16 protein-coding genes are annotated in these 20,799 nt (G+C 73.1%); 13 read left to right on the top strand and 3 right to left on the bottom strand.

Features of this window, described 5'->3' with window-relative positions:
- A partial coding sequence (locus VG276_05895) for an integrase core domain-containing protein (GenBank protein ID HEV8648935.1) occupies window positions 1-838 on the top strand: 838 nt, incomplete at its 5' end.
- Window positions 839-1,109: 271 nt separating this feature from the next.
- On the opposite strand, the gene VG276_05890 is transcribed toward VG276_05895, so the two are convergent.
- Complete coding sequence (locus tag VG276_05890; protein HEV8648934.1) at window positions 1,110-2,366, bottom strand: ATPase, T2SS/T4P/T4SS family; 1,257 nt, start codon at window positions 2,364-2,366, stop codon at window positions 1,110-1,112.
- A 172-nt stretch (window positions 2,367-2,538) separates the two neighbouring features.
- A complete protein-coding gene (locus VG276_05885; protein ID HEV8648933.1) occupies window positions 2,539-3,669 on the bottom strand; it encodes a cellulose synthase operon protein YhjQ/BcsQ in 1,131 nt (376 codons plus the stop codon).
- Window positions 3,670-4,206: 537 nt separating this feature from the next.
- On the opposite strand from VG276_05885, the gene acs reads away from it, so the two are divergent.
- The 7 genes from acs (at window position 4,207) to VG276_05850 (ending at window position 12,329) form a co-directional block, all read left to right on the top strand.
- Complete coding sequence (gene acs, locus VG276_05880) at window positions 4,207-6,168, top strand: acetate--CoA ligase (protein ID HEV8648932.1); 1,962 nt, start codon at window positions 4,207-4,209, stop codon at window positions 6,166-6,168.
- 338 nt (window positions 6,169-6,506) lie between these two features.
- Entirely contained in the window at window positions 6,507-7,730 is a 1,224-nt protein-coding gene (fabD, locus tag VG276_05875) for an ACP S-malonyltransferase (protein HEV8648931.1), read from the top strand.
- Window positions 7,731-7,794: 64 nt separating this feature from the next.
- A complete protein-coding gene (locus VG276_05870; protein HEV8648930.1) occupies window positions 7,795-8,913 on the top strand; it encodes a beta-ketoacyl-ACP synthase III in 1,119 nt (372 codons plus the stop codon).
- Between the two features lie 284 nt (window positions 8,914-9,197).
- On the top strand, window positions 9,198-9,917 hold the full coding sequence (fabG, locus tag VG276_05865) for a 3-oxoacyl-[acyl-carrier-protein] reductase (protein HEV8648929.1): 720 nt from the start codon (window positions 9,198-9,200) through the stop codon (window positions 9,915-9,917).
- Between the two features lie 79 nt (window positions 9,918-9,996).
- Window positions 9,997-10,257, top strand: a complete 261-nt coding sequence (acpP, locus tag VG276_05860; GenBank protein HEV8648928.1) for an acyl carrier protein — start codon at window positions 9,997-9,999, stop codon at window positions 10,255-10,257.
- A 3-nt stretch (window positions 10,258-10,260) separates the two neighbouring features.
- Window positions 10,261-11,499, top strand: a complete 1,239-nt coding sequence (gene fabF / locus VG276_05855; GenBank protein ID HEV8648927.1) for a beta-ketoacyl-ACP synthase II — start codon at window positions 10,261-10,263, stop codon at window positions 11,497-11,499.
- A gap of 197 nt (window positions 11,500-11,696) precedes the next feature.
- Entirely contained in the window at window positions 11,697-12,329 is a 633-nt protein-coding gene (locus tag VG276_05850; protein ID HEV8648926.1) for a hypothetical protein, read from the top strand.
- On the opposite strand, the gene VG276_05845 is transcribed toward VG276_05850, so the two are convergent.
- Window positions 12,262-13,398, bottom strand: coding sequence for a D-alanyl-D-alanine carboxypeptidase (locus VG276_05845; GenBank protein ID HEV8648925.1), 1,137 nt, complete (start codon window positions 13,396-13,398; stop codon window positions 12,262-12,264). The genes VG276_05850 and VG276_05845 overlap by 68 nt on opposite strands.
- Window positions 13,399-13,660: 262 nt before the next feature.
- Here VG276_05845 and VG276_05840 point away from each other — a divergent pair, with 262 nt between their 5' ends.
- From VG276_05840 to VG276_05820, 5 genes are all read left to right on the top strand, one after another.
- Window positions 13,661-15,457 (top strand): substrate-binding and VWA domain-containing protein, encoded by a 1,797-nt coding sequence (locus VG276_05840; GenBank protein ID HEV8648924.1) that lies wholly within the window; start codon window positions 13,661-13,663, stop codon window positions 15,455-15,457.
- 366 nt (window positions 15,458-15,823) lie between these two features.
- Window positions 15,824-17,224, top strand: a complete 1,401-nt coding sequence (locus VG276_05835; GenBank protein ID HEV8648923.1) for a hypothetical protein — start codon at window positions 15,824-15,826, stop codon at window positions 17,222-17,224.
- Window positions 17,225-17,391: 167 nt separating this feature from the next.
- Entirely contained in the window at window positions 17,392-19,242 is a 1,851-nt protein-coding gene (locus VG276_05830) for a substrate-binding and VWA domain-containing protein (GenBank protein HEV8648922.1), read from the top strand.
- 46 nt (window positions 19,243-19,288) lie between these two features.
- Window positions 19,289-20,047, top strand: a complete 759-nt coding sequence (locus tag VG276_05825) for a hypothetical protein (protein ID HEV8648921.1) — start codon at window positions 19,289-19,291, stop codon at window positions 20,045-20,047.
- A gap of 29 nt (window positions 20,048-20,076) precedes the next feature.
- A partial coding sequence (locus VG276_05820) for a PspA/IM30 family protein (GenBank protein HEV8648920.1) occupies window positions 20,077-20,799 on the top strand: 723 nt, incomplete at its 3' end.

The raw sequence follows: 20,799 nt of genomic DNA, 5'->3' as shown, positions 1-20,799 counted from the left end.
GCTGCGCTGGCACCGGCGGCTGGTCGCTGGCGTCTGGACCTACCCGCACCACCGCCCGACCGGCCGACCACCGCTGGACCCGGAGGTGCAGCAGCTGATCGTCCGCCTGGCCAGAGAGAACCCGTGCTGGGGTTACCAGCGCATCAAGGGCGAGCTACTGCGACTTGGTGTACGCGTCTCGGCAACCGCGATCCGCACCACCCTCCGCCGTCAGGGGATCGACCCAGCACCGCGGCGGATGGCCACCACGTGGCGGGTGTTCCTGCGGCAGCAAGCCGCCGGGATCGTGGCCTGCGACTTCTTCACCGTCCACAGCATCTGGCTGCAACGGCTGTACGTGCTGTTCTTCATCGAACTCGACACGCGACGTGTGCACCTGGGTGGCGTGACCGCCAACCCTGACAGCACCTGGGTCACCCAGCAGGCCCGCAACCTGCTGCTGGGGCTCGGGGAGCGAGGGCGACAAGTACAGTTCCTGCTGCACGACCGGGACGCGAAGTTCTGCCGCAGCTTCGACGACGTGTTCCGCTCAGAGGGTGCCGAGGTCCTCTTGACACCCGTGCAGGCGCCCAGGGCGAATGCCTACGCGGAGCGCTGGGTGCGCACCGTCCGCGCCGAGTGCCTGGACTGGCTGCTGATCGTTGGGCGCGGCCACCTCGAGGAGGTCCTTCGCGTCTACGTCCGGCACTACAACGGCCACCGGCCCCACCGGGCGCTGCTGCTGCAACCGCCAGATCCGCCCGCCCAGCTGACCGTCCTCGGCGAGGATGACCGAGGCGCAGTGCACCGACGCGACCTGCTCGGCGGTCTCCTCCACGAGTACCGACAAGCTGCATGAACGCGTTTGCGCACCCTTCACGGTGTCAACAACGACTCCTGCAACCCCGATCCCGATCCGTCCGATCATTTCTCCAACACTTCCCCATCAGGACACCTGCCCGGCCCGATGCCAGGCTCCTGAGGGCCGCCGGCCCGGCGCCTCGCCCAGCCGGACCACCCCCCCCCCGGGCGGCCAGGCCACGACCCGACCTCACCACAGCCCCAACGCGCCCAACTGCGCCCGCAGCCAGCGGCGCCCATCCGCGCCAGCGACCTCCCCTGCCCCACCGTCACCCGGTCCGGGGCACCCGCCACTCGGCCAGCACCCGCCTGACCACCCGCCGCCCCACCCCCAGCTCCCCCGCCAGCCGCGGGATCGACCACGCCCTGGCGTCCCGGTCGGCCAGCCAAGCCCCCACGTCGGCGAAGCCCAGCGCGGCCACCCGGGCGGCCAGGTGCCGGTCGCTTGCGGCCCGGCGGGACCGCCCCCTGGCCGCTGGTCCCGGCTCCCGGGCCACCCCGCAGGCGTCCAACGCCCCGGCCACCGTCCAGCTGCTGGTGCCAAGCTCGGCGGCCACCGCCGCCAGGCTGCACCCGTCCTGGGCGTAGCGGGCGGCCAGGAAGGCACCCAGATCAGCGAACCCCAGGGCCCAGACGCGCTGCGCAAGGGCCCGCCAGCGCAGCGCCTCGACCACAAACCCGCCCTCTAGGATCAGCCCATGGTCGGTTCCTGCAGGCTGCGGCTGTGCCCATACGTTGCCGGTCCCACCCGACACGGCGATCGGCACGCCGGCGGCGACCATGGCCTCGAGCAAACGGCCGGTCTCGTGGTCCAGCGCCCCGCGCTCGACGAGGTCGGCAAGGCTCAGGTGGCGCCGTGCGAACGTGCGGATGGCCACCACCGGGCCGTCGGGAGCCAGCGGCGGCAGCGCCGCGTGGAACCGCTCGCCGCCCGGCAGTCGCGCGTCGACCCAGGGGTGCGCCTCGTCCACCCGCAGTCCCAGGGGAGCCACCACCCGCTGGATGAGCGCGACCAGCGTCTGGGCGGAGGCGAAACGGATCGGGGTGCGCTCGATCCGGCCGTCGCGCTCCACCCAGACCTCGAACGGACCGTTCACCAGTACATCGGTGACGACCGGGTCAGCCAGCAACGGGGCGAGTGGGCCGAGGCCGGTCAGCTCGTCGGCGACCGCGCGCACGGTGGCGGCGAAGCTCGGAGCAGGGAGCAGGATGCCTTCGTCGCGGAGCGCCGCCGCGACCGCGGCCCGCAGACCCCCGGGTCCGCCGGTGCCCTGGCCGTCGAGGCTGAGGCGACGCTGGACACGCTCTGCCAGGCCCGCGATGGACGCTCCCGCGAGCCCAGGACCGGCTGGGACGGACCGTGGCGCGCTGCTGGTGTCGGCCGGGTCGGGGCCGACCGTCGTCCTGGGCGGGACCGGCGAAGGCTTCTCGGCCTCTCGGCGTGGCGCGACCGTGGCGCCGGGTGTGCGCGCGGGCTGGACGTGGCCGGCGCCCCCGCGCACGCGGGGATCGGTCGGCTCGGTCATAGCACGCGGAGCAGGCACCGGTGGGGCTGCGCCAGCACGACCGATCGGCCCAGAAGGTCCGGCGCCAGGGCGGCCGGTGGGACCGGCGGGAGTCGCCTTCACCGGCCCACCGCCCCTCGGCCTGAAGGGTCCGGCACCGGGGGGCGGCCGGTGGGACCGGCGGGCGTCGCGCTCACCGTGCGACCGCTGCGGCTGGGAACGGCACCACCCGGTTGGCCAGGCTCAGCATCGCCTGCACGGCGGGGAGCTGGGGACGGTCGAGGAGGAGCACGCCGTCCTCGGCCGCGGCGGCGAGCTCGGCGGGAGCGGCTGGGATGAGCGCCCACAGCCGCTCGCCCAAGGCGCCACGCACGTCCCGGATGGCGACGGGCGCGCGGGCCCGAGCCCCTGTGAGCACCGCGCCTGCCGTATCCGGGTCGTGCACCCCGGCCCAGGCGTCCAGTGCCGTCTGGATGGCCCGTACCCCGCCGGACTCCGGACGGCTGATCGCGAGCAGCACGTCGGCCTGCCCGAGTGCGGCGTCCACAGACGGACCGCCCATGGGCGGCAGGTCCACGACCACCACCCGGTACACCGAGCGTGCGGCCTCGAGCACGGACTGGATGATCCACGGCTCGGGTACCGGCTCGGGCCCCCCGTCGGCCAGGCTCGGCAGGGGCAGGACGGCCAGACCGGGCCACGGCTCGGCCAGAGCGTCGGCCAGGGAGACGCCGTCGACGCCGGTCGCCGTCGACGTCAGCGCCGACCAGGTCCACGCACCGGCGACCAGGTCGAGGCGGAACGCAAGACCGCCGGCAAGATCGACCAGCAGAACCGGCGCCGGCCCCCAGCGAGCCCAGGCGCCGGCGAGATGGGTGGCCAAGGTGGTCGTTCCGGCCCCACCCTGCACCCCGCGAGCGGCGATGACGAGGCTGGGCGACTCCTCGACCGTGCGGGGCCGCGCCGTGGCCGACACCCGGGCGAGCTCGGCGGCCAGGTCGGCCACGTCGTCCGGCCATGCGACCAGGCCGTGAGCGCCAGCCGTGAGCGCCGCGCGCAGGTCGGCTGGCCGCGTGTCGTCCCCGACCGCCAGGACCGGCACCGGGGACCCGGTCGGGAGGTCGCCGAGCACGCCGCAGCCGACCAGGGCGACGGAGGGTCCGGTGGCCAGGGCCGCTCCGAGCCCCGCTCGGCCTGGCCCGGCAACCGCGACTCGCCAGCCGGCGGCCGTCTCGACGGCATGCCGGAGCGCCTCGGCCGTACCGGGGTCGTCGTGGGCGATCACGACCAGAGGCAGGCTGTCGTTCCCCGAGGCCAGGGCCATGGCTCCTCCCAACTGCGCAACATCCTGGGGACCCGCCCGCGGCTGTCCGGGGCGGGCGCCGGCACCGGCCGGCCGGGTCAGGATGGGCAGTGGGAAGGCCCATGGGGAGGGCCGCGGGCAAGAATGTGCATAACCACGGCGGGCTCGGCCGACTCGGTGGGAACGTCGCCGACCGGGACGCGAAGCGGGCTGGCGTGGGACCGGATTGTCTCGTTCAGGTGAGTCTATCGGCTGCCGGGCGGCCGCTACCAGTGTCCGGTTCGCTGCAAGCCTCACTCCCGGCACGGTTCGGACCCTGTGGATGCCGGTGGTTTCGCGGCCGTCAAGCTGCGTAGGATCCCTCTTGACCGGAGAGCATCAAGGATCACCACGTTCCCACAGCTCAGAGCGACGGCTCGGACGCGACGGAGGAACGGGGCGGGTCGGGCCGGCACCCGGCCCCGACCGTGGGCGACTCCCACGGTCGGGGCCGGGTGGTCGGAACCGATGGCGCTTCGTCGAAGGCCGATGCATGACGACCCGTAGGAGGCAAGCAGCATGGCGGACACCAACCCAGCGATCGAGAACCTCTACTCCGAGGGTCGCACGTTCCCGCCGCCGGACGAGTTCACGTCCAGGGCCGTGGTGCAGGACCGTTCGCTGTACGAGCGGGCCGAGGAGGACTTCGAGGGGTTCTGGGCGGAGCAGGCCAGGAACCTCCGCTGGACGAGGGAGTGGGACACCGTCCTCGAGTGGGACCTGCCGTTCGCGAAGTGGTTCGTCGGCGGGCGGCTCAACGTCTCCGACAACTGCCTGGACCGGCACGTCGAGGCGGGCGGGGGCGACAAGGTCGCCTACCACTGGGAGGGGGAGCCGGGCGACACCCGCACGATCACCTACGCCGAGCTGCGGGACCAGGTCGCGCAGTTCGCCAACGCCCTCAAGGAGCTGGGCGTGGAAAAGGGCGACCGGGTCAACATCTACATGGGGATGGTGCCGGAGCTGGCGGTGGCGATGCTCGCCTGCGCGCGGCTCGGGGCACCCCACTCGGTGGTGTTCGGCGGGTTCTCCGCCAGCTCGCTCCGGGACCGGATCAACGACGCCGAAGCCAAGGTGCTGATCACCCAGGACGAGGGCTGGCGGGCTGGCAAGGTGGTGCCGCTGAAGCGGAACTCGGACGACGCCGTCGAGGAGACGCCGTCGGTCGAGCACGTGGTCGTGCTGCGCCGGACGGGGAACGACGTCCCCATGACCGAGGGCCGGGACGTGTGGTGGCACGACCTCGTCGAGGGCAGGTCAACGGACTGCCCGCCGGAGCCCATGGACTCCGAGGACCTGCTGTACCTGCTGTACACGTCGGGCACCACGGCCAAGCCGAAGGGGATCATGCATACCACGGGCGGGTATCTCACCGGGGTGTCCGCCACCCACCGGCTGATCTTCGACCTGCACGACGACGACGTGTACTGGTGCGCCGCGGACGTCGGCTGGGTGACCGGGCACTCCTACATCGTGTACGGGCCCTTGGCCAACCACGCCACCAGCGTCCTGTACGAGGGGGCACCGAACTTCCCTGAGAAGGACCGCTGGTGGGAGGTCATCGAGAAGTACAAGGTCAACATCTTGTACACGGCGCCGACGGCGATCCGGACGTTCATGAAGTGGGGCACGGACTGGCCGGAGAAGCATGACCTGTCCAGCCTGCGCCTGCTCGGGAGCGTCGGCGAGCCGATCAACCCAGAGGCCTGGGTCTGGTACCACACCAACGTCGGCGGGGGGAGCTGCCCGGTGGTGGACACGTGGTGGCAGACGGAGACGGGCATGATCATGATCACGCCGCTGCCCGGGATCACCGAGTGCAAGCCGGGCTCGGCGACGTTCCCGTTCCCCGGCGTGTCCGCGGACGTGGTCGACGACGACGGCAAGTCGGTGGGCATCCCCGGCGGGGGGTACCTGGTGCTGCGCAAGCCCTGGCCGGCGATGCTGCGGGGCATCTACGGCGACCCGGAGCGGTACAAGGAGACCTACTGGAGCCGCTTCGAGGGCCTGTACTTCGCGGGCGACGGGGCCAAGCGGGACGAGGACGGCTACTTCTGGCTGCTCGGCCGGGTCGACGACGTGATGAACATCTCTGGGCACCGGATCTCGACCACGGAGGTCGAGTCGGCGCTGGTCGACCACCAGGACGTGGCCGAGGCGGCGGTGGTCGGCAAGGTCGACGAGACCACCGGCCAGCAGATCGTCGCCTTCGTGACCTTGAAGGGGAACCTGGAGGCGGCCGACGGCACCACGGATGTGCTGCGCGAGCACGTTGCCAAGCGGATCGGGAAGCTGGCCCGGCCGACCACGATCATCTTCACCCCGGACCTGCCCAAGACCCGGTCGGGCAAGATCATGCGCCGGCTGCTGAAGGACGTCGCCGAGGAGCGGGAGCTCGGCGACGTGACCACCCTGGCCGACCCGGCGATCGTCGAGGAGATCCGGGAGAAGGCGGCGGCCCGCCCGGGGGGCGAGGAGTAAGCCCCGCCAGAGGGCCGGGCCACAGAGCCGGCCCGGCTCTCTGGCGGGGTCGGGCCGGACGACGAGAGCACCGTCCGGCCCGGGAGCGAGCGGGGCCGGGGTCGGGCAAGGCCTGGTGGCGGACGGGCGGCCGGCCCCTGACCAACCCGTGGCGGGACATGAACGGCCTGGTGCAGGGGCGGGTCAGCTCAGCGTGTAACCTTGCATACGCGCGGGCAGTCTAGATGGAAACTCCCACACCACCAGGACCTTACCTTCATCCTGGCCCGCGAAGCTGACACCGACGTCGGTGTCAGGTCGGTCAGGGCCAGCAGCGGACAAGAGGTGCCAGTCAGCCAATGAGCGTTGCATTCGTGTTTCCAGGCCAGGGTAGTCAAGTCCCCGGGATGGGCCTCGACTGGGCCGGCTCGACCACGAGCGCGAGCGCGACAGACCTGTACGGCTGGGCCAGCGCCGTGCTCGGGTGGGACGTGACCGAGACCCTGCGCACCGCATCCGCGGACGAGCTTCGCCAGACCTACATCGCCCAGCCGTCCATCTTCGCGGTCTCCGTGGCCGCGTTGCAGGCGCTGGAGGAGGCTGGCGTGGAGCCGTCATACGTTGCCGGCCACTCCCTGGGAGAGTTCTCGGCGCTGGTCGCGGCCGGGTCGCTGTCGTTCGAGGCCGGGCTCGCACTGGTGGCGCGCCGGGCCGAGGCGATGCAGCGGGCGGCCGACGAGCGGCCGGGCTCGATGAGCTCGGTGCTCGGGCTGTCAGCCGAGGGCGTGGAGATGGCGGTGGCCAAGGCCGCCGAGGACCAGGTGCTGGCCGTGGCCAACGACAACGCGCCCGGGAACGTGGTCGTGTCGGGCGAGTGGTCGGCGCTCGAGCGGCTTCCGGCGGCGGCCAAGGAGCTGGGCGCCAAGCGGGTCGTGCCGCTGAACGTCGGTGGTGCCTTCCACTCGCCGCTGATGGCGCCCGCGGCCGGGGTGTTCCGCCCGTTCCTGGCCGCCGCGCCCCTGCGCGACACGTCCGTCCCGGTGGTGGCCAACGCCACCGCTGAGCCCACGACGAGCGCGCAGGAGCTCCGGGACCTGCTCGCGCGACAGCTCACCGGGCGGGTCCGCTGGACCGAGTCGGTGCGGCGGCTCGTCTCCCTCGGCGTCGACACGTTCGTGGAGGTCGGCCCCGGGACGGTGCTGTCAGGGCTGATCAAGCGCACGGTCGAGGGCGTCCGGGTGCTCAGCGCGGGCGACGCGGCCGGCGTGGCCGCGGCCGCCGAGGCGCTGCGCGGGGAGGCTGACCGGGAGGCCGTCTCCGACGTCGACCAGGGCGAGGTAGTGGTGCTGCCAGAGCGCTTCGCGGTCTCCCCGGGCCACGGCCGCTTCTACCCGGTGGTGCCGACCCGGTTCACCGACGAGGGTCCCTATGTGGAGCCTGGCGACCTGCTCGGTGAGGTCCGCAACGGCGCGGCCAGCATCCCGGTCCGTAGCCCGTTCCGTGGGAAGCTCATGGCTCACCTGGCGTGGGAGGGAGAGCTGGTGACTCCCGGGCAGATCCTGCTCAGCCTCCGGCCCTTCTAGCTTCCCTAGGATCGAGTAGATTTCCAGGTCATCCCGACCGCCCATGCCGGCGAAAGGAGTTGTCGTGCCTGCCGAGATCGTGGGGCTGGGGACCGCCGTCCCCCGCTATGTCCTGACCAACGCGGACCTCGAGCAACTGGTCGACACCGACGACCAGTGGATCACCGAGCGCACCGGGATCAAGGAGCGCAGGATCGCGGGCAGGGGCGAGTCCACCAGCACCCTTGGCACGCTCGCGGCCGAGCGGGCGCTCGCCTCGGCCGGGCTCGGCCCGGACGACGTCGACCTGCTGATCGTGGCGACCGCGTCGCCCGACTACCCCCTCCCGTCGGCATCCTGCATCCTCCAGCTCGAGCTCGGCATGCAGCGGGGCGCCGCCATGGACGTGATCGCCGGCTGCGCCGGGTTCGTCTACGGGCTGGCCACGGCGTCGCAGTTCGTGGCCTCGGGCGCGGTGGGCACGGCGCTGGTTGTCGGGGCCGAGACGCTCAGCCGCATCTGCGACTACACCGACCGCGGGACCTGCATCCTGTTCGGCGACGGGGCCGGCGCGGCCGTGCTGCGCCGGGGCGAGCAGGGCATCCGGGACTTCTCGCTCGGCTCCGACGGGGCCCGGTCGAGGCTGTTGATGACCCCGGCCGGTGGGTCCCGGTTCCCGGCCACGGCCAGGACGATCGCTGAGCGCCGGCACTACATCGTCATGGAGGGCCGGGAGGTGTTCAAGGGCGCGGTCACCGCGATGGCCGCGTCGAGCCTCGAGGCGATCAAGGGCTCCGGCCTCGAGCCGGCAGACATCGACCTGGTCGTCCCCCACCAGGCGAACCAGCGGATCATCGAGGCGACCGCACGGCGCCTGAAGGTGCCCATGACCGACGTGGTGATGAACATCGCCAGGTACGGCAACACCTCGGCCGCCTCGATCCCGATCGCGCTGGCCGAGGCGTGGGAGCAGGGCCAGACCCGACCGGGCCAGCGCCTGCTGCTGACCGCGTTCGGAGCGGGGTTGGCATGGGGCTCGCTGGTGCTCGACTGGACCCTCGAGTCCCCGCCGGCGCCCAGCCCGGAGGAGCCGACAGAGTCGGCGCTGCCAATCGTGCACGGCCTGCGGGACGGGACGCTGTGGGACGGTCTGGACGTGCTGCCCCCGCTCCCAGGCACCACCCCGGTGGAGGTCGTGGGTTGACCGGCGGGCCCGAGGAGCACCCGGGCGCGCCCGGAACGCACGCTGCACCCACCGCACCCGGGGCACCCGGGGCACCCGCTGCAGCCGGAGCACCCGCTGCACTCGGAGCACCCGCTGCACTCGGAGCACCCGGGGCACCCGGAGCACTCACCGCGCCCGGGGCACCTGCTGAGCCCGTGGCACCCGGGGCACCCGGGGCACCCGGGGCACCCACCGCGACCGCTGCGCCCAAGAGGTCCGGGCGCGGCTCCACGCCGGGCAGGGGCCTCGAGGGCCGGACCGCGCTGGTCACCGGCGCGTCGGGCGCGATCGGGCGGGCCTGCGCGGTGGCCCTGGCCGGGGAGGGGGCCAGGGTGGTGGTCGCCTACGGCTCCGACGAGCAGGGCGCGCAGGAGACCGCCATCCTGGTGAAGGCTGCGGGTGCCGAAGCCGTGCTCGCCCAGGCCGACCTGGCCGACCCGGCCTCAGCCAAGGAGCTGCTCTCGGCGGCGGGTGAGGCGGGCGTGGACGTGCTGGTCAACAACGCCGGCATGACAAGGGACGGCCTGTTGCTGCGCATGCGCGACCAGGACTTCACCGATGTGCTCGAGCTGAACCTGGTGGCCGCGTTCCGCTGCACGCGCGAGGCGATCCGTGGCATGCTTCGTCGCCGCTGGGGCAGAGTGGTGTCGATCTCGAGCGTCGTCGGCCTGCTGGGCAATCCCGGGCAGGCGAACTATGCCGCCTCGAAGGCGGGGCTCATCGGCTTCACCATGAGCGTGGCCCGCGAGGTCGCCCAGCGAGGCATCACCGTCAACGTGGTCGCCCCCGGTTACATCCCGTCCAAGCTGACCGATGCCATGAGCGAGGAGGCGAAGCAGGCAACGCTGTCGGCCATCCCGTGCGGACGGCTCGGCACCCCGGAGGACGTCGCGGCGGCCGTGCGCTTCCTGGCCGGTGCGGACGCCTCCTACATCACCGGGCAGGTCCTCGCCGTGGACGGCGGGATGGCCATGGGGGCGTGACGGGCCACCCGGAGACGGCGTCCCAAACAGGGAGAGGCGCCGGCGCCCTGCCGGCACCCGAGAACAAAGGAGAACGAGCATGGCGCAGTCGCGTGAGGAAGTCGTCGACACGATGAAGGACGTCCTCTCCTCCGAGTTGGGGGTGGACGCTGACAAGGTGACGGCGGACGCCCGCTTCAAGGAGGACCTGGACGCGGACTCGCTGGACCTGGTCGAGGTCGTCCTCGCCCTCGAGGAGAAGTTCGGGATCGAGATCCCCGACGACGAGATCGCCGGCGTCAAGACCGTGGGCGAGGCGGCCGACCTCGTCATCGCGAAGCAGAACGCCGCAGCGAGCTGAGCCGTGCGCCGCGTCGTCATCACCGGACTGGGCGCCGTCACCCCGGTCGGCATCGGGGTCGACGCGTACTGGGAGGCGGTCACCGCCGGCCGCTCCGGGGTCGGGCCGCTCACCCTGGTCGACCCCGAGCCGCTGCCGTCGAAGGTGGCCGCCGAGTGCACCGACTTCGACCCGACCGCCTCGCTCGGCCCGAAGGAGGCGCGCCGGCTCGACCGCTCGACCCAGTTCGCGCTGGCCGCGGCCCGCGAGGCCTGGCGCGACTCGGGCATTGAGGGCCAGGTGGACGCCGACATGACCGGGGTCGTGTTCGCGACCGGCATCGGCGGCATCGGCTCGCTCCTCGCCAGCGACAAGGTGCTGCACACCAAGGGCCCCAACCGGGTCTCCCCGTTCACCGTCCCCCAGCTCATGCCGAACGCGGCCGCCGGCCAGATCGCGATGTCGTTCGGCCTGCGCGGCCCGAACTTCTGCACCACGACCGCGTGCGCGGCCTCCAACCACGCGCTCGGGCTTGCCTTCCAGTGCGTGCGCTCCGGCGAGGCGGACGCGATGGTCGCCGGCGGTAGCGAGTCGGCCTTCGTCGACATCGCACTGATCGCGTTCGCGCAGATGACTGCGCTCTCCACCAAGTTCAACGACCGCCCGCAGGAGGCCAGCCGGCCGTTCGACGCGCTCCGCAACGGCTTCGTCATGGGCGAGGGGGCCGGCGCGCTGATCCTCGAGGAGCGCGACGCGGCGCTGCGGCGGGGCGCCTCGATCCACGCGGAGATGGTCGGGTTCGGGCAGTCCGCCGACGCGTTCCACATCACCGCCCCGTCCGAGGACGGCAGCGGGGCCTCCCTGGCCATGCGGCGGGCGCTCGCCTCGGCCGGCGTCGAGCCCGAGGCGGTCGGCTACGTCAACGCGCACGGCACCTCCACCCCGGCCGGCGACGTGTCGGAGACCAAGGCGATCAAGCTGGCCTTCGGCGACCACGCGCAGCGGCTCGCGGTCTCGTCGACCAAGTCGATGATCGGGCACCTGTTCGGTGCCGCCGGGGCGGTCGAGGGCATCGCCACGGTGCTCGCCGTCCGCGACGGCATCCTGCCGCCGACGATCAACCAGACCCACCCGGACCCCGCGTGCGACCTCGACTACGTGCCCAACCAGGCCCGCAAGGCCGACGTCGAGATGGCCATGTCCAACGGGTTCGGCTTTGGCGGACACAACGCAGTGGTCGTGTTCCGCCGCCATGCCGACTGAGCAGGCCGGCGCGCCCGGAGCAAGCAGGCAAGGCCCGACGCACAAGGCCCGACGCAGGCAAGGCCCGACGCAGGCAAGGCCCCAACCAGGCAAGGCCCGTGGAGCGCGAGACGGTCGCCCTTGCACGAAGACGTGGGCGGCCACGGATCCGGGGAGGCACAGGTGACTCGGCGGGGTGGACGGGCCCGCTCGGCGCGATGAGGCTGTACGCCGAGACGGCGTCGCTGCGCGCCCGCCAGGTGGTGACCGACCTGCTCGTGGTCGCCTGGGCGACCACGTGGGTCCTGGCCGGGCTCACGCTGAAGCGGCTGCTGGACAAGCTCGCCGGCCCCGGCCGCACGCTCCGGGACGCCGGCAGCGAACTGGCCGGCAGCGCCGGGTCGATCCAGGACCGGGTCGGACGGATCCCCGTGGTCGGCGACGAGCTGCGAGCGCCGTTCGGGCGGGTCGGCGACGTGGGACGGACGTTGGTGCGGGCCGGTGAGACCCAGCAGCAGGTCGTCCACGACCTCGCGCTCTGGCTCGGCCTGGTGGTCGCGGTCCTGCCTGTCGCGCTGGTCCTGCTCTGGTGGGGGCCGAGGCGGTGGCGCTGGGTCACCGAGGCCAGCGCGGCCTCCCGGTTCCGCGCCGGAGTGTCCGACCTGGAGCTGTTCGCCCTGCGGGCGGTGGCCAACCGACCCCTGCGCGAGCTCCGGCGGGTGAGCGCCGACCCGGCCGCCGACCTGGCCGCGGGCGACTACGAGGCGCTGGCCGCCCTGGAGCTCAGGGCGCTCGGTCTCCGTGCGGACCCGCCGCGGGGACGCGGCCGCCCCGAGGTCGCAGGACCGTGACCGCGAGCATCCCGAGGACGACCAGGAGCGTGCCGCCGGCCACCGCGACTGCGACGGGCGCGGCGAGCAGCCTCGCGCGCAGCCGGGACGCGAGACCCGTGTGGACCACGGCGGCGGGGGCGACCGGAGCGGGCCCGCCCTTGGCGGCCAGGTCGGCGGCGGCCGTCGACTTGGCCGAGGACGGGCCGCGGCGAGCGGTCGCGGCGCCGCCGAGGATCTCGCCGCCTGACGGGGGCCGGGTCGCGAACCCGTATGCGAACATCGACCGCACGTCAGCCTGCTCGGTGCGGAGGCTCGGCGTGCCGAGGGCGACCGCGATCAGGGTGCGGCCGGCGCGCCGCTCGGCTGCGACGATCGTGCGCCCGGCCGCGACCGTGTAGCCGGTCTTCACGCCGATGGCGCCGGGGTCGCGGCCGTCGGCCACGAAGTGGTTGTGGTTGGTGACGGTCTGCACGTGCCCGTCAGGCCAGCGGTACCGGACCGTCCGCGCCCCGACGAGCTGGGCCAGCTCCCGCTCGGCCAGAAGCTGCCGGCCGACGATGGCGAGATCGGCCGCGCTGGCCCGGTGGCCGGGTGCCTCGAGCCCAGACGGGCTGCGCCAGGTCGAGTCGGTGCAGCCGAGTGACTCCGCCATGGCCTGCATGGCCCGGAGGAACCCGGCCCGGCCACCACGCGGGTAGGCGGCCGCGAGCGTCTCGGCCGCGTCGTTGGCCGAGACCATGAGGAGGGTGGCGAGCAGGTCGTGCCTGTGGATCCGCATCCCGGTCCGGTAGCCGAAGCGGGTCCCGTCGACCTGCTCGGCGGCGAGCGGCACGGTGAAGAGCTTGGCGGGCGGGTAGGTCGCCTCGGCGACCAGCGCGGTCATGATCTTGGTGGTTGAGGCGACCAGCACCGGGGTGTGCGCGCTGCGCTGCCACAGGACAGCGCCGGTGCTGGCGTCGACGACCACGGCGGCGCGGGCGGCGACGGTGGGCGCTGACGGAGCGGCGGTGGCCGGCAATGCCAGCAGCCCGGTCACCATGAGGACGATGGCGAGGAGCGCGGCGAGCCGTCGGAGGGAGTGAAGCATGGTCGCGTAGCCTCTCCGACATGCTGCCGCGGTGCAACCTTCTCGAACCAGACGAGACCCGATCGCAGCGCAAAGCCGGTGCGGGCGTCCGACCCCCGTGTCTAGTTTTGCCAATTCCCTCTGGCGGCCCTATCTTCATCGATGCCGCTCGCGCCTCGGGTGCGCCCCATTTACGTGCCCGCAGGCCGATGGAATCGCGAACGCGACGTCGGCCAGAGGCACGCAAGGGGTGGGCAGAAAGGAAGTTGTGAGCGGACGTCACATGCGTAGCGCCACGGCGCCTCGCAGCCGGCGCCCGTTCCTGGCCGTGTTGGTCGGCATGCTCGTGCTCGCCCTCGCGGGCACGGTCGTGGTCACCCGGGGTAGCTTCGCCTCCCTGCTGGTCGGCTGCCGGGGCAGCCTCGCGCTCGAGATCGTCACCGGGTCTGGCACCGCGCCGGTGCTGCGGCAGCTCGCCCACGCCTACGCCAAGGACCACCACAAGATCGGCGACCGCTGCGTGGAGCCCAACGTCACCGCACGCGACCCGGCCGTGGTGGTGAGCGGGCTCGCCCAGGGCACCGAGACCGCCGGCCCGCCGCCGGACGTCTGGCTGCCCGCCTCCTCGGCCTGGGCCAACCTGCTCGACAGCACGCGCCCCGGGCTGGTGCCGGCTGAGCGGCCCAAGGTGGTGACGTCGCCGCTGGTGCTGGCCATGCCCCGCCCGATGGCGGAGGCGATCGGCTGGCCGGTCGTCCCCCTGGGCTGGAGCGACCTGCTGAAGGCGCTGCGCAACCCGGCCGGCTGGGCCCAGTTCGGCCATCCCTCCTGGGGGCCGATCCTGTTCGGCAAGACCAACCCGACCGTCTCCACCGCCGGCCTCCATGCGGGCATCGCCACCTTCTCCGTCCTCGCAGGGGGCACCGGAGCGCCGACGGTCCAGACGGTCACCGACCAGAAGATCGCGGGCACCTTCCTGGCGGTAGAGCGGGCGCCTGGCCCCTACGCCGAGACCACCGAGGCGTTCCTGGCCGGCCTCCAGCAGGCCGACGACCAGAACGTGGCCCTGCGCTACCTGTCGGCCCTGCCGGCCGAGGAGAAGGCGGTCTTCGACTACAACCAGGGCAACCCGGACGGCAACCCCGAGTCGCTCGGTAAGCACCCGAAGCCCAAGATCCCCCTGGTCGCCGTCTACCCCAAGGAGGGCACGCTCGAGTCGGATCACCCCTGGCTCGTGCTGCGCGCCCCCTGGGTGACCGACGCCAAGCGCAAGGCGGCCGCCGACTTCCTCGGCTACCTCCACAGCGGCCCGGCTCAGGACCACCTCACGGCGGCCGGGTTCCGCACCTTCGAGGGCATCGCCGGCCCGGTCGCCACCCAGGCCAACGGTCTGATCGCCGACCAGCCCCGCGTGGTCATTCCGTTCCCCACCCCCAAGGTGACCCGGATCATCGCGGGAACCTGGGAGAAGGTCCGCAAGCGCGGCAACGTGCTGGCGGTCATCGACGTCTCCGGCTCGATGAGGGCGAAGGTCCCCGGCACCACGGCGACAAAGCTCGACCTGGCCAAGCGGGCCGCCGTCAGCGCGCTGCCGCTCTTCTCCGACGAGGACAACGTCGGCCTGTGGACGTTCAACGCAGGGGTGAACGGCGCCCGTGACTGGCGGGTGGTCGTGCCCCTCGGGCGGATGGGCGACCTCCTCGGGAGCCGCCCGCGGCGCCTCGCCCTGGCCGGCGCCCTCAAGGGGATGGTCGCGCAGGGCGGGACCGGCCTGTACGACACCACACTGGCCGCTGTCCGGGCCGTCCAGCGCAACTGGGTCCCAGGCCGGATCAACACCGTGGTGCTCCTCACCGACGGCAAGAACGAGAAGGAGGGCGGCACGACCCTGCCCACCCTGCTCGACGCCCTGCGGAACGGCGGCGGGCAGCCGGTGCGGATCATAACGATCGCGTACGGCGCCGACGCCGACCAGGCCGTGCTCCGCAAGATCGCCGCGGCGACGCAGGGTCCCTCGTACGTCGCCGCAGACCCCAAGGAGATCCAGCGCATCTTCATCCTCGCGATCTCGAGCTTCTGAAGAGCCGGGTCGCAGGCCACCTTCTGCAGGCCACCTTCTGACTGAAGAGCCGACTGAAGAGCCAGGGTCGCAGGCCGGCTTCTGAGGAGCCGGGGTCGCAGGCCGGCTCGTCCGACTGTCGCCGGGTGCACTAGAATCCGACCGCTTGCTTGGACGCGCGCCTCGGGCGCGCGAGGCCCCGCTCGCCCGAGGCGCGCGAGGCCCGTCCGGTTCCATGTCGGTCCACAAGGACGGGTGAGTTGGCAGGACGCCATGTCTCGAAGCGGTCGAGACGCGACGGGCGCTCGTACGCCATCGCGGCGGTGACCGCAGCCGTGTTGATCTTGTTGGCGCGCCTGCTCATGGCGGTCGCCGCGTGATGGGTCGGTGACCGCGCCCCTGCGCGCCGGGCGCGGCGGGCGGCGCCCGTGGAGCCGGCTCGGAAGGGAGGCATCCGAGCCGCTCGGCCTCTCGCTCGGTGCGGCCGCCGCGCTGGCCGCCTGGCTGCTCGCCGTGCCGGCGGGCGTCGCCGTCCTCATCGGGTTCGCGACCTGGGTGGTCCGGACCGCCGTGGCCGCCCTCGGACGCCGCGGTGGCCCAAGCGGCGCACCAGACAGGACGCTCCCACCCGGCCTCCCCGCCCCTGTCCCCACCGCACGCGCCGGGGACGCCCGGGTCCCCACCGCAGGCGCCGGGGACGCCCGGGTCCCCACCCCTGTCCCCACTGCGGGCGCCGGAGACGCCAGGGTCCGCACGGCGGGCGCCGGGGACGCCAGGGTGGACGGGGCGGACCGTGCCCCGGCCGCCGGGTGGACGGGCGGAGGGTGGCCGCTCGGGCGCGCCGTGGTGGTCTGGCGGTCCGCGCTCGACCGGTGCCTCGCCGCGGGCCGGGCAGTCGGCGGGCAGGTCCGCCGCTGCGTCGAGCGGGTCGTGGACAGGCCGGTGGCCCGGCTCACCCCAGGGCGGCACGACCGCAACCGGGTCCGCCTCCGGTCCCAGTCCGCTGCGGAAGACCCGTCCCCGCCCGCCGGGATCGTCGACCAGGTGCTGGAACCGGTCACGCTCGCGCTCGGCCTGGCCGCCTCGGGCGGTGCCGTCCTGGCCGGCCTGCCGGCGGTGGTGGCCGCCTGCATCGGGGCCGCCACGGTCTTCATCCGGGCCGCGGTGGGTGCGCTCGAGCAGCGGGCGACCGCGCCCGAGCAGCCCCCGACCTCCCCCATCGACCTGGGTTCCATCGAGGCGCAATGGCTGGACCGGGCCCGCCGGGCCGCCGCGACCTTCTCCGACGTCGCCCTGAGCGTGACCTCCGAGCCCCTGGCGGGGCAGGCGGCGATGATGCGGCTGCAGATCACCGAGACGCTCGGCGTCCTCGAAGGGCTGGCGGTGCACTCCAGCGCGGCCAGGCGCGTGCTGGAGCGCACCGACGTCCAGGCCCTGGGCGCCGAGGCCGAGCGGCTCCGGGCCGAGCACGCCTGGGCCTCCGGGACGGTGGCGACGCTGCTGGGGCACTCGCTGGCCACGGTCGAGGCTCGCATGGACCTGCACGGCCAGCTCCAGACGGTCCGGGCCGGCCTCCTCGCCCGCCTCGAGATCGGCATCGTCCACCTCGAGCACCTCGCGTCCCGGATGACCAAGCTGGCCGTCGGCAGCGTCCTTGGGCCGGCCCCGGCTCCCGCCGAGCTGGACGAGCTCTTCGCCCGCCTGGCGGCGGTGCGGCCAGGTCTGCTCGCCCCGGCCGACGACGCCCGGCGGGCGTGGGACCCCGGGGCCACGGCCGCTGCCGGCTGAGCCACCGACCCCGTTACGGGCCACGCTGGCGCCCGCCACGGTGCATGCTTGAGGCGGGATCCGGCTCGCACGCGCCATGCCGGGCCTGGATGTCGTTGAATGGGCAAAGCCAGCTCGGTGACTGAGCAGAGCCAGCTCGGTTCAGCCCGTTGGTCCGAGGAGGATCGGTGGTCCAGCAGCAGCGGCGAAGCCCGCGCCCGTTCCTGATCGCGATCGTGCTCGCCGTCGCGCTCGTCGGCGGCCTGCGCTTCTTCTTCACCCGGGACACGCCGGCCGGCGGCGGCGGGGGCGGCGGAGGTGGGGGCGGCGGGAAGCCCGCCACGTGCGGTCCCGACGGGGTCACCTTGACCGTGGTCGCGTCGTCGGAAAAGGCCGAGCTGGTCAAGCAGATGGCAGCCGACTATGCAACCCGGGGGGAGAAGGTCGACGGGCGCTGCGTGCAGGTCAAGGTGACCACCAAGGCCTCCGGAGCGGCCATGGCGGCGCTGGCCCGGGGCTGGAACGAGTCGGTCGACGGACCCCGGCCGGACGTGTGGTCGCCCGCCTCCTCGGGCTGGGTCACCCTGCTCCAGCAGCGCACCACCAGCGCCGACCGGCCCAAGCTGGTCCCGCCCGACGTTCCCAGGGTCGCCGCCTCGCCCTTGGTGATCGCCATGCCCCGCCCGATGGCCGAGGCGCTCGGCTGGCCGAAGCAGAAGATCGGCTGGAAGCGGCTGCTCGAACTGGCTCGCGACCGGCAGGGCTGGGGCAGGTTCCGCCACCCCGAGTGGGGCCCGTTCCGGCTCGGCAAGACCAACCCCAACTACTCGACCTCCGGGCTCAACGCGACCATCGGCGCCTACTTCGCCGCCACCAACCTCGCCAACGACCTCAGCGAGAAGGACCTGGCCCGGCCGACGACGCGCGACTTCGTGCGCGGGGTCGAGCAGTCGGTCGTCCACTACGGCGACACGACCCTCACCTTCCTGTCCAACCTGCAGCGGGCCGACGACGAGGGTGCCGGGCTGACCTACATCTCGGCCGTCACCGTGGAGGAGAAGTCGGTCTGGGACTACAACCAGGGCAACCCGACCGGGAACCCGGCCACCCTGGGCCGGCACGCCAAGCCCAAGATCCCTCTGGTCGCCATCTACCCGGCCGAGGGCACGCTGCTCTCCGACCATCCCTACGTGGTGCTCACCGGCCCCTGGGTCGACGAGCCCAAGCGCAAGGCGGCGGCCGGCTTCCTCGCCTACCTGCAGGGTGCCGGGGCCCAGGCCAAGTTCCAGCAGTTCGCCTTCCGCAACTACAAGAACGCTCCCGGGCCGCTGGTCACCGAGGCCAACGGCCTGCTGCGCAACCAGCCGGCGACCCTGTTGTCGCCGCCCGCGCCCGCCGTGCTCGACAAGCTGCTGCAGAGCTGGGCGGCGCTGCGCAAGCGGGCCAACGTGCTGATCGTCATGGACACGTCGGGGTCCATGGCCGAGGAGGTCCCGGGCGCCGGCACCTCCAAGCTCGAGCTGGCCAAGCGGGCCGCAGTCAACTCGCTCTCGCAGTTCGCGGCCGACGACCGCGTCGGCCTGTGGATGTTCTCCCGGGAGCTGGACGGGATCCGCGACTACCGCGAGCTGGTCCCGATCGGGCGCATGGACGAGCAAGTCGACGGGGCGCAGCGGCGCGTGGCGCTCGCCGACCGGATCAAGGGTCTCCCGCCCGAGGGTGGCACCGGCCTCTACGACACCAGCCTGGCCGCCTTCCAGTACATCCGCGAGCACCAGAGCCCCGGCAACATCAACGCCGTGGTGCTGCTGACCGACGGGAAGAACGAGGACAACGGCCTCGACCTACCCGGGCTGCTCGACCGCTTGCGTACCGAGCAGGGCGACCGCTCGGTGCGGCTGTTCACCATCGCCTACGGGCGCGACGCCGACGTCGGCATCCTCAAGCAGATCGGCGAGACCTCGGGCGGTGCCGGCTACGACTCCTCGGACCCGACCAGCATCGACCAGGTGTTCACTGCGGTAGTCTCGAACTTCTGAAAGGGGGTTCGGGGGCGCATAGGGCCGGCCCGCCGGACAACACGACGTGGGACTGAAGCAAGAGCTGTCCGAGCCCTGGGGCCTGCTGCTCGGGGCGACCGCCGCCGGGGTGGCCTGGGCGGCCGACCTCCCGCTCCTGGTGGCCGGTGGCGTCGGCGTGGCCGCCTGGGCGACCAAGGCCGCCATGGCGGCCTTGGAGCGTCGGCGCGACCAGCCCCGAACCGCACGGAAGCTGCCGGTCGACGCCCGGAGCCCGGAGGGCCAGTGGCTGCTGCGGGCCAGACGGGCGGCGGCCACCTTCGACGACCTGGCCGGGGCCATGTCCGCCGGGCCGCTCGCCGAGCGGGTCGCGATGATGCAGCCCCAGGTGGACGACACCGTGGAGACGCTGGAGCGCCTCGCCGGCCAGGCCGGCGCGGCCGGGCAGGCCCTGGGCCGCATCGACGCCGGCTTCCTGGCCGGCGAGGCCGAGCGGCTGGGCGCGGCGCGCGCCCGTGCCTCGGGTGAGATCGCGGCCGAGGTCGACCGCTCGCTCGCCTCGGTGCAGGCCCAGCAGCAGGTGCACGGCCGGCTGGCCACCGCCCGGCGGGGCGTCCTGGCCCGGCTCGAGTCGGGCACGCTCGGCCTCGAGAGCCTGGTCGCCCGGGTCGTGGAGCTGTCGGCGATGGCGGCGGCCGGCCCGACTGGCGACACGGGCGCCGTCGACCAGCTCACCGACGAGCTGGAGGGCATCAGGCAGGGGCTGGCCGAGACCGAAGAGGTGTCCAGGCAAGCGCTCAACGCCTACCACCGTTCCAAGGAATGACCGCGCAGGTGACCGAGGAGGTCAGGTAGATGGGCAAGCTGCTCAAGCGGGCGTGGCGCTACATCGTGGCGGCGCTCGGGGGCAAACTCGACGAGAAGGCGGATCCCAAGGTCCAGATCGAGCAGGCCATCGAGGAGGCCAAGCTGCGGCACCAGCTGCTCACCCAGCAGGCCGCCACGGTCATCGGCAACGAGCGGGAGCTCCAGCTCAAGCTCACCCGTACGGTCGAGGAGACCGAGAAGCTCCAGGCCAACGCCCGCCAGGCCCTGCTCCTGGCCGACCAGACGCGCAAGGCGGGCGGCGCGGAGAAGGCAGCCTCCTACGAGGACTCGGCCCGGGCCTTTGCGAGCAAGCTGGTCAGCTCCGAGGCGGCCATGCGCGACATGCACGGCCTGCACGAGCGGGCCGCGCAGGCGTCCGCGCAGGCCCGCGCCGCGGTCGAGAACAACGCGATGGCGCTGCAGCAGAAGCTTGCCGAGCGGACCCGGCTGCTCTCCCAGCTCGACCAGGCCAAGATGCAGGAGCGCATGAATGCGGCGATGGCCGGCATGACCGAGCTGGCGCCGGCCGGCGACACGCCGACCCTCACCGAGGTACGCAACAAGATCGAGGCCCGCTACGCCAGGGCGCTCGGCGAGGCCGAGCTGACCTCCAACTCGGTCGAGGCGCGCATGCTCGAGGTGGAGCGGGCATCGCTCGACGTGGAGGGCGCCGCCCGCCTCGAGTCGATCCGCGAGAGCCTGGGGCTCGCC

Source organism: Actinomycetes bacterium (assembly GCA_036000965.1).
GTDB lineage: Bacteria > Actinomycetota > CALGFH01 > CALGFH01 > CALGFH01 > DASYUT01.
The sequence above is the reverse complement of the archived record's forward strand: the minus strand, read 5'-3'. Positions and strand labels throughout refer to the sequence as shown.

Bases quoted from the DNA above. Each gene is read 5' to 3' on its own strand.
- VG276_05890 (HEV8648934.1), bottom strand. From the start codon at position 2,366: ATGACCGAGCCGACCGATCCCCGCGTGCGCGGGGGCGCCGGCCACGTC.
- VG276_05885 (HEV8648933.1), bottom strand. From the start codon at position 3,669: ATGGCCCTGGCCTCGGGGAACGACAGCCTGCCTCTGGTCGTGATCGCC.
- acs (HEV8648932.1), top strand. From the start codon at position 4,207: ATGGCGGACACCAACCCAGCGATCGAGAACCTCTACTCCGAGGGTCGC.
- fabD (HEV8648931.1), top strand. From the start codon at position 6,507: ATGAGCGTTGCATTCGTGTTTCCAGGCCAGGGTAGTCAAGTCCCCGGG.
- acpP (HEV8648928.1), top strand. From the start codon at position 9,997: ATGGCGCAGTCGCGTGAGGAAGTCGTCGACACGATGAAGGACGTCCTC.
- VG276_05850 (HEV8648926.1), top strand. From the start codon at position 11,697: ATGAGGCTGTACGCCGAGACGGCGTCGCTGCGCGCCCGCCAGGTGGTG.
- VG276_05845 (HEV8648925.1), bottom strand. From the start codon at position 13,398: ATGCTTCACTCCCTCCGACGGCTCGCCGCGCTCCTCGCCATCGTCCTC.
- VG276_05840 (HEV8648924.1), top strand. From the start codon at position 13,661: ATGCGTAGCGCCACGGCGCCTCGCAGCCGGCGCCCGTTCCTGGCCGTG.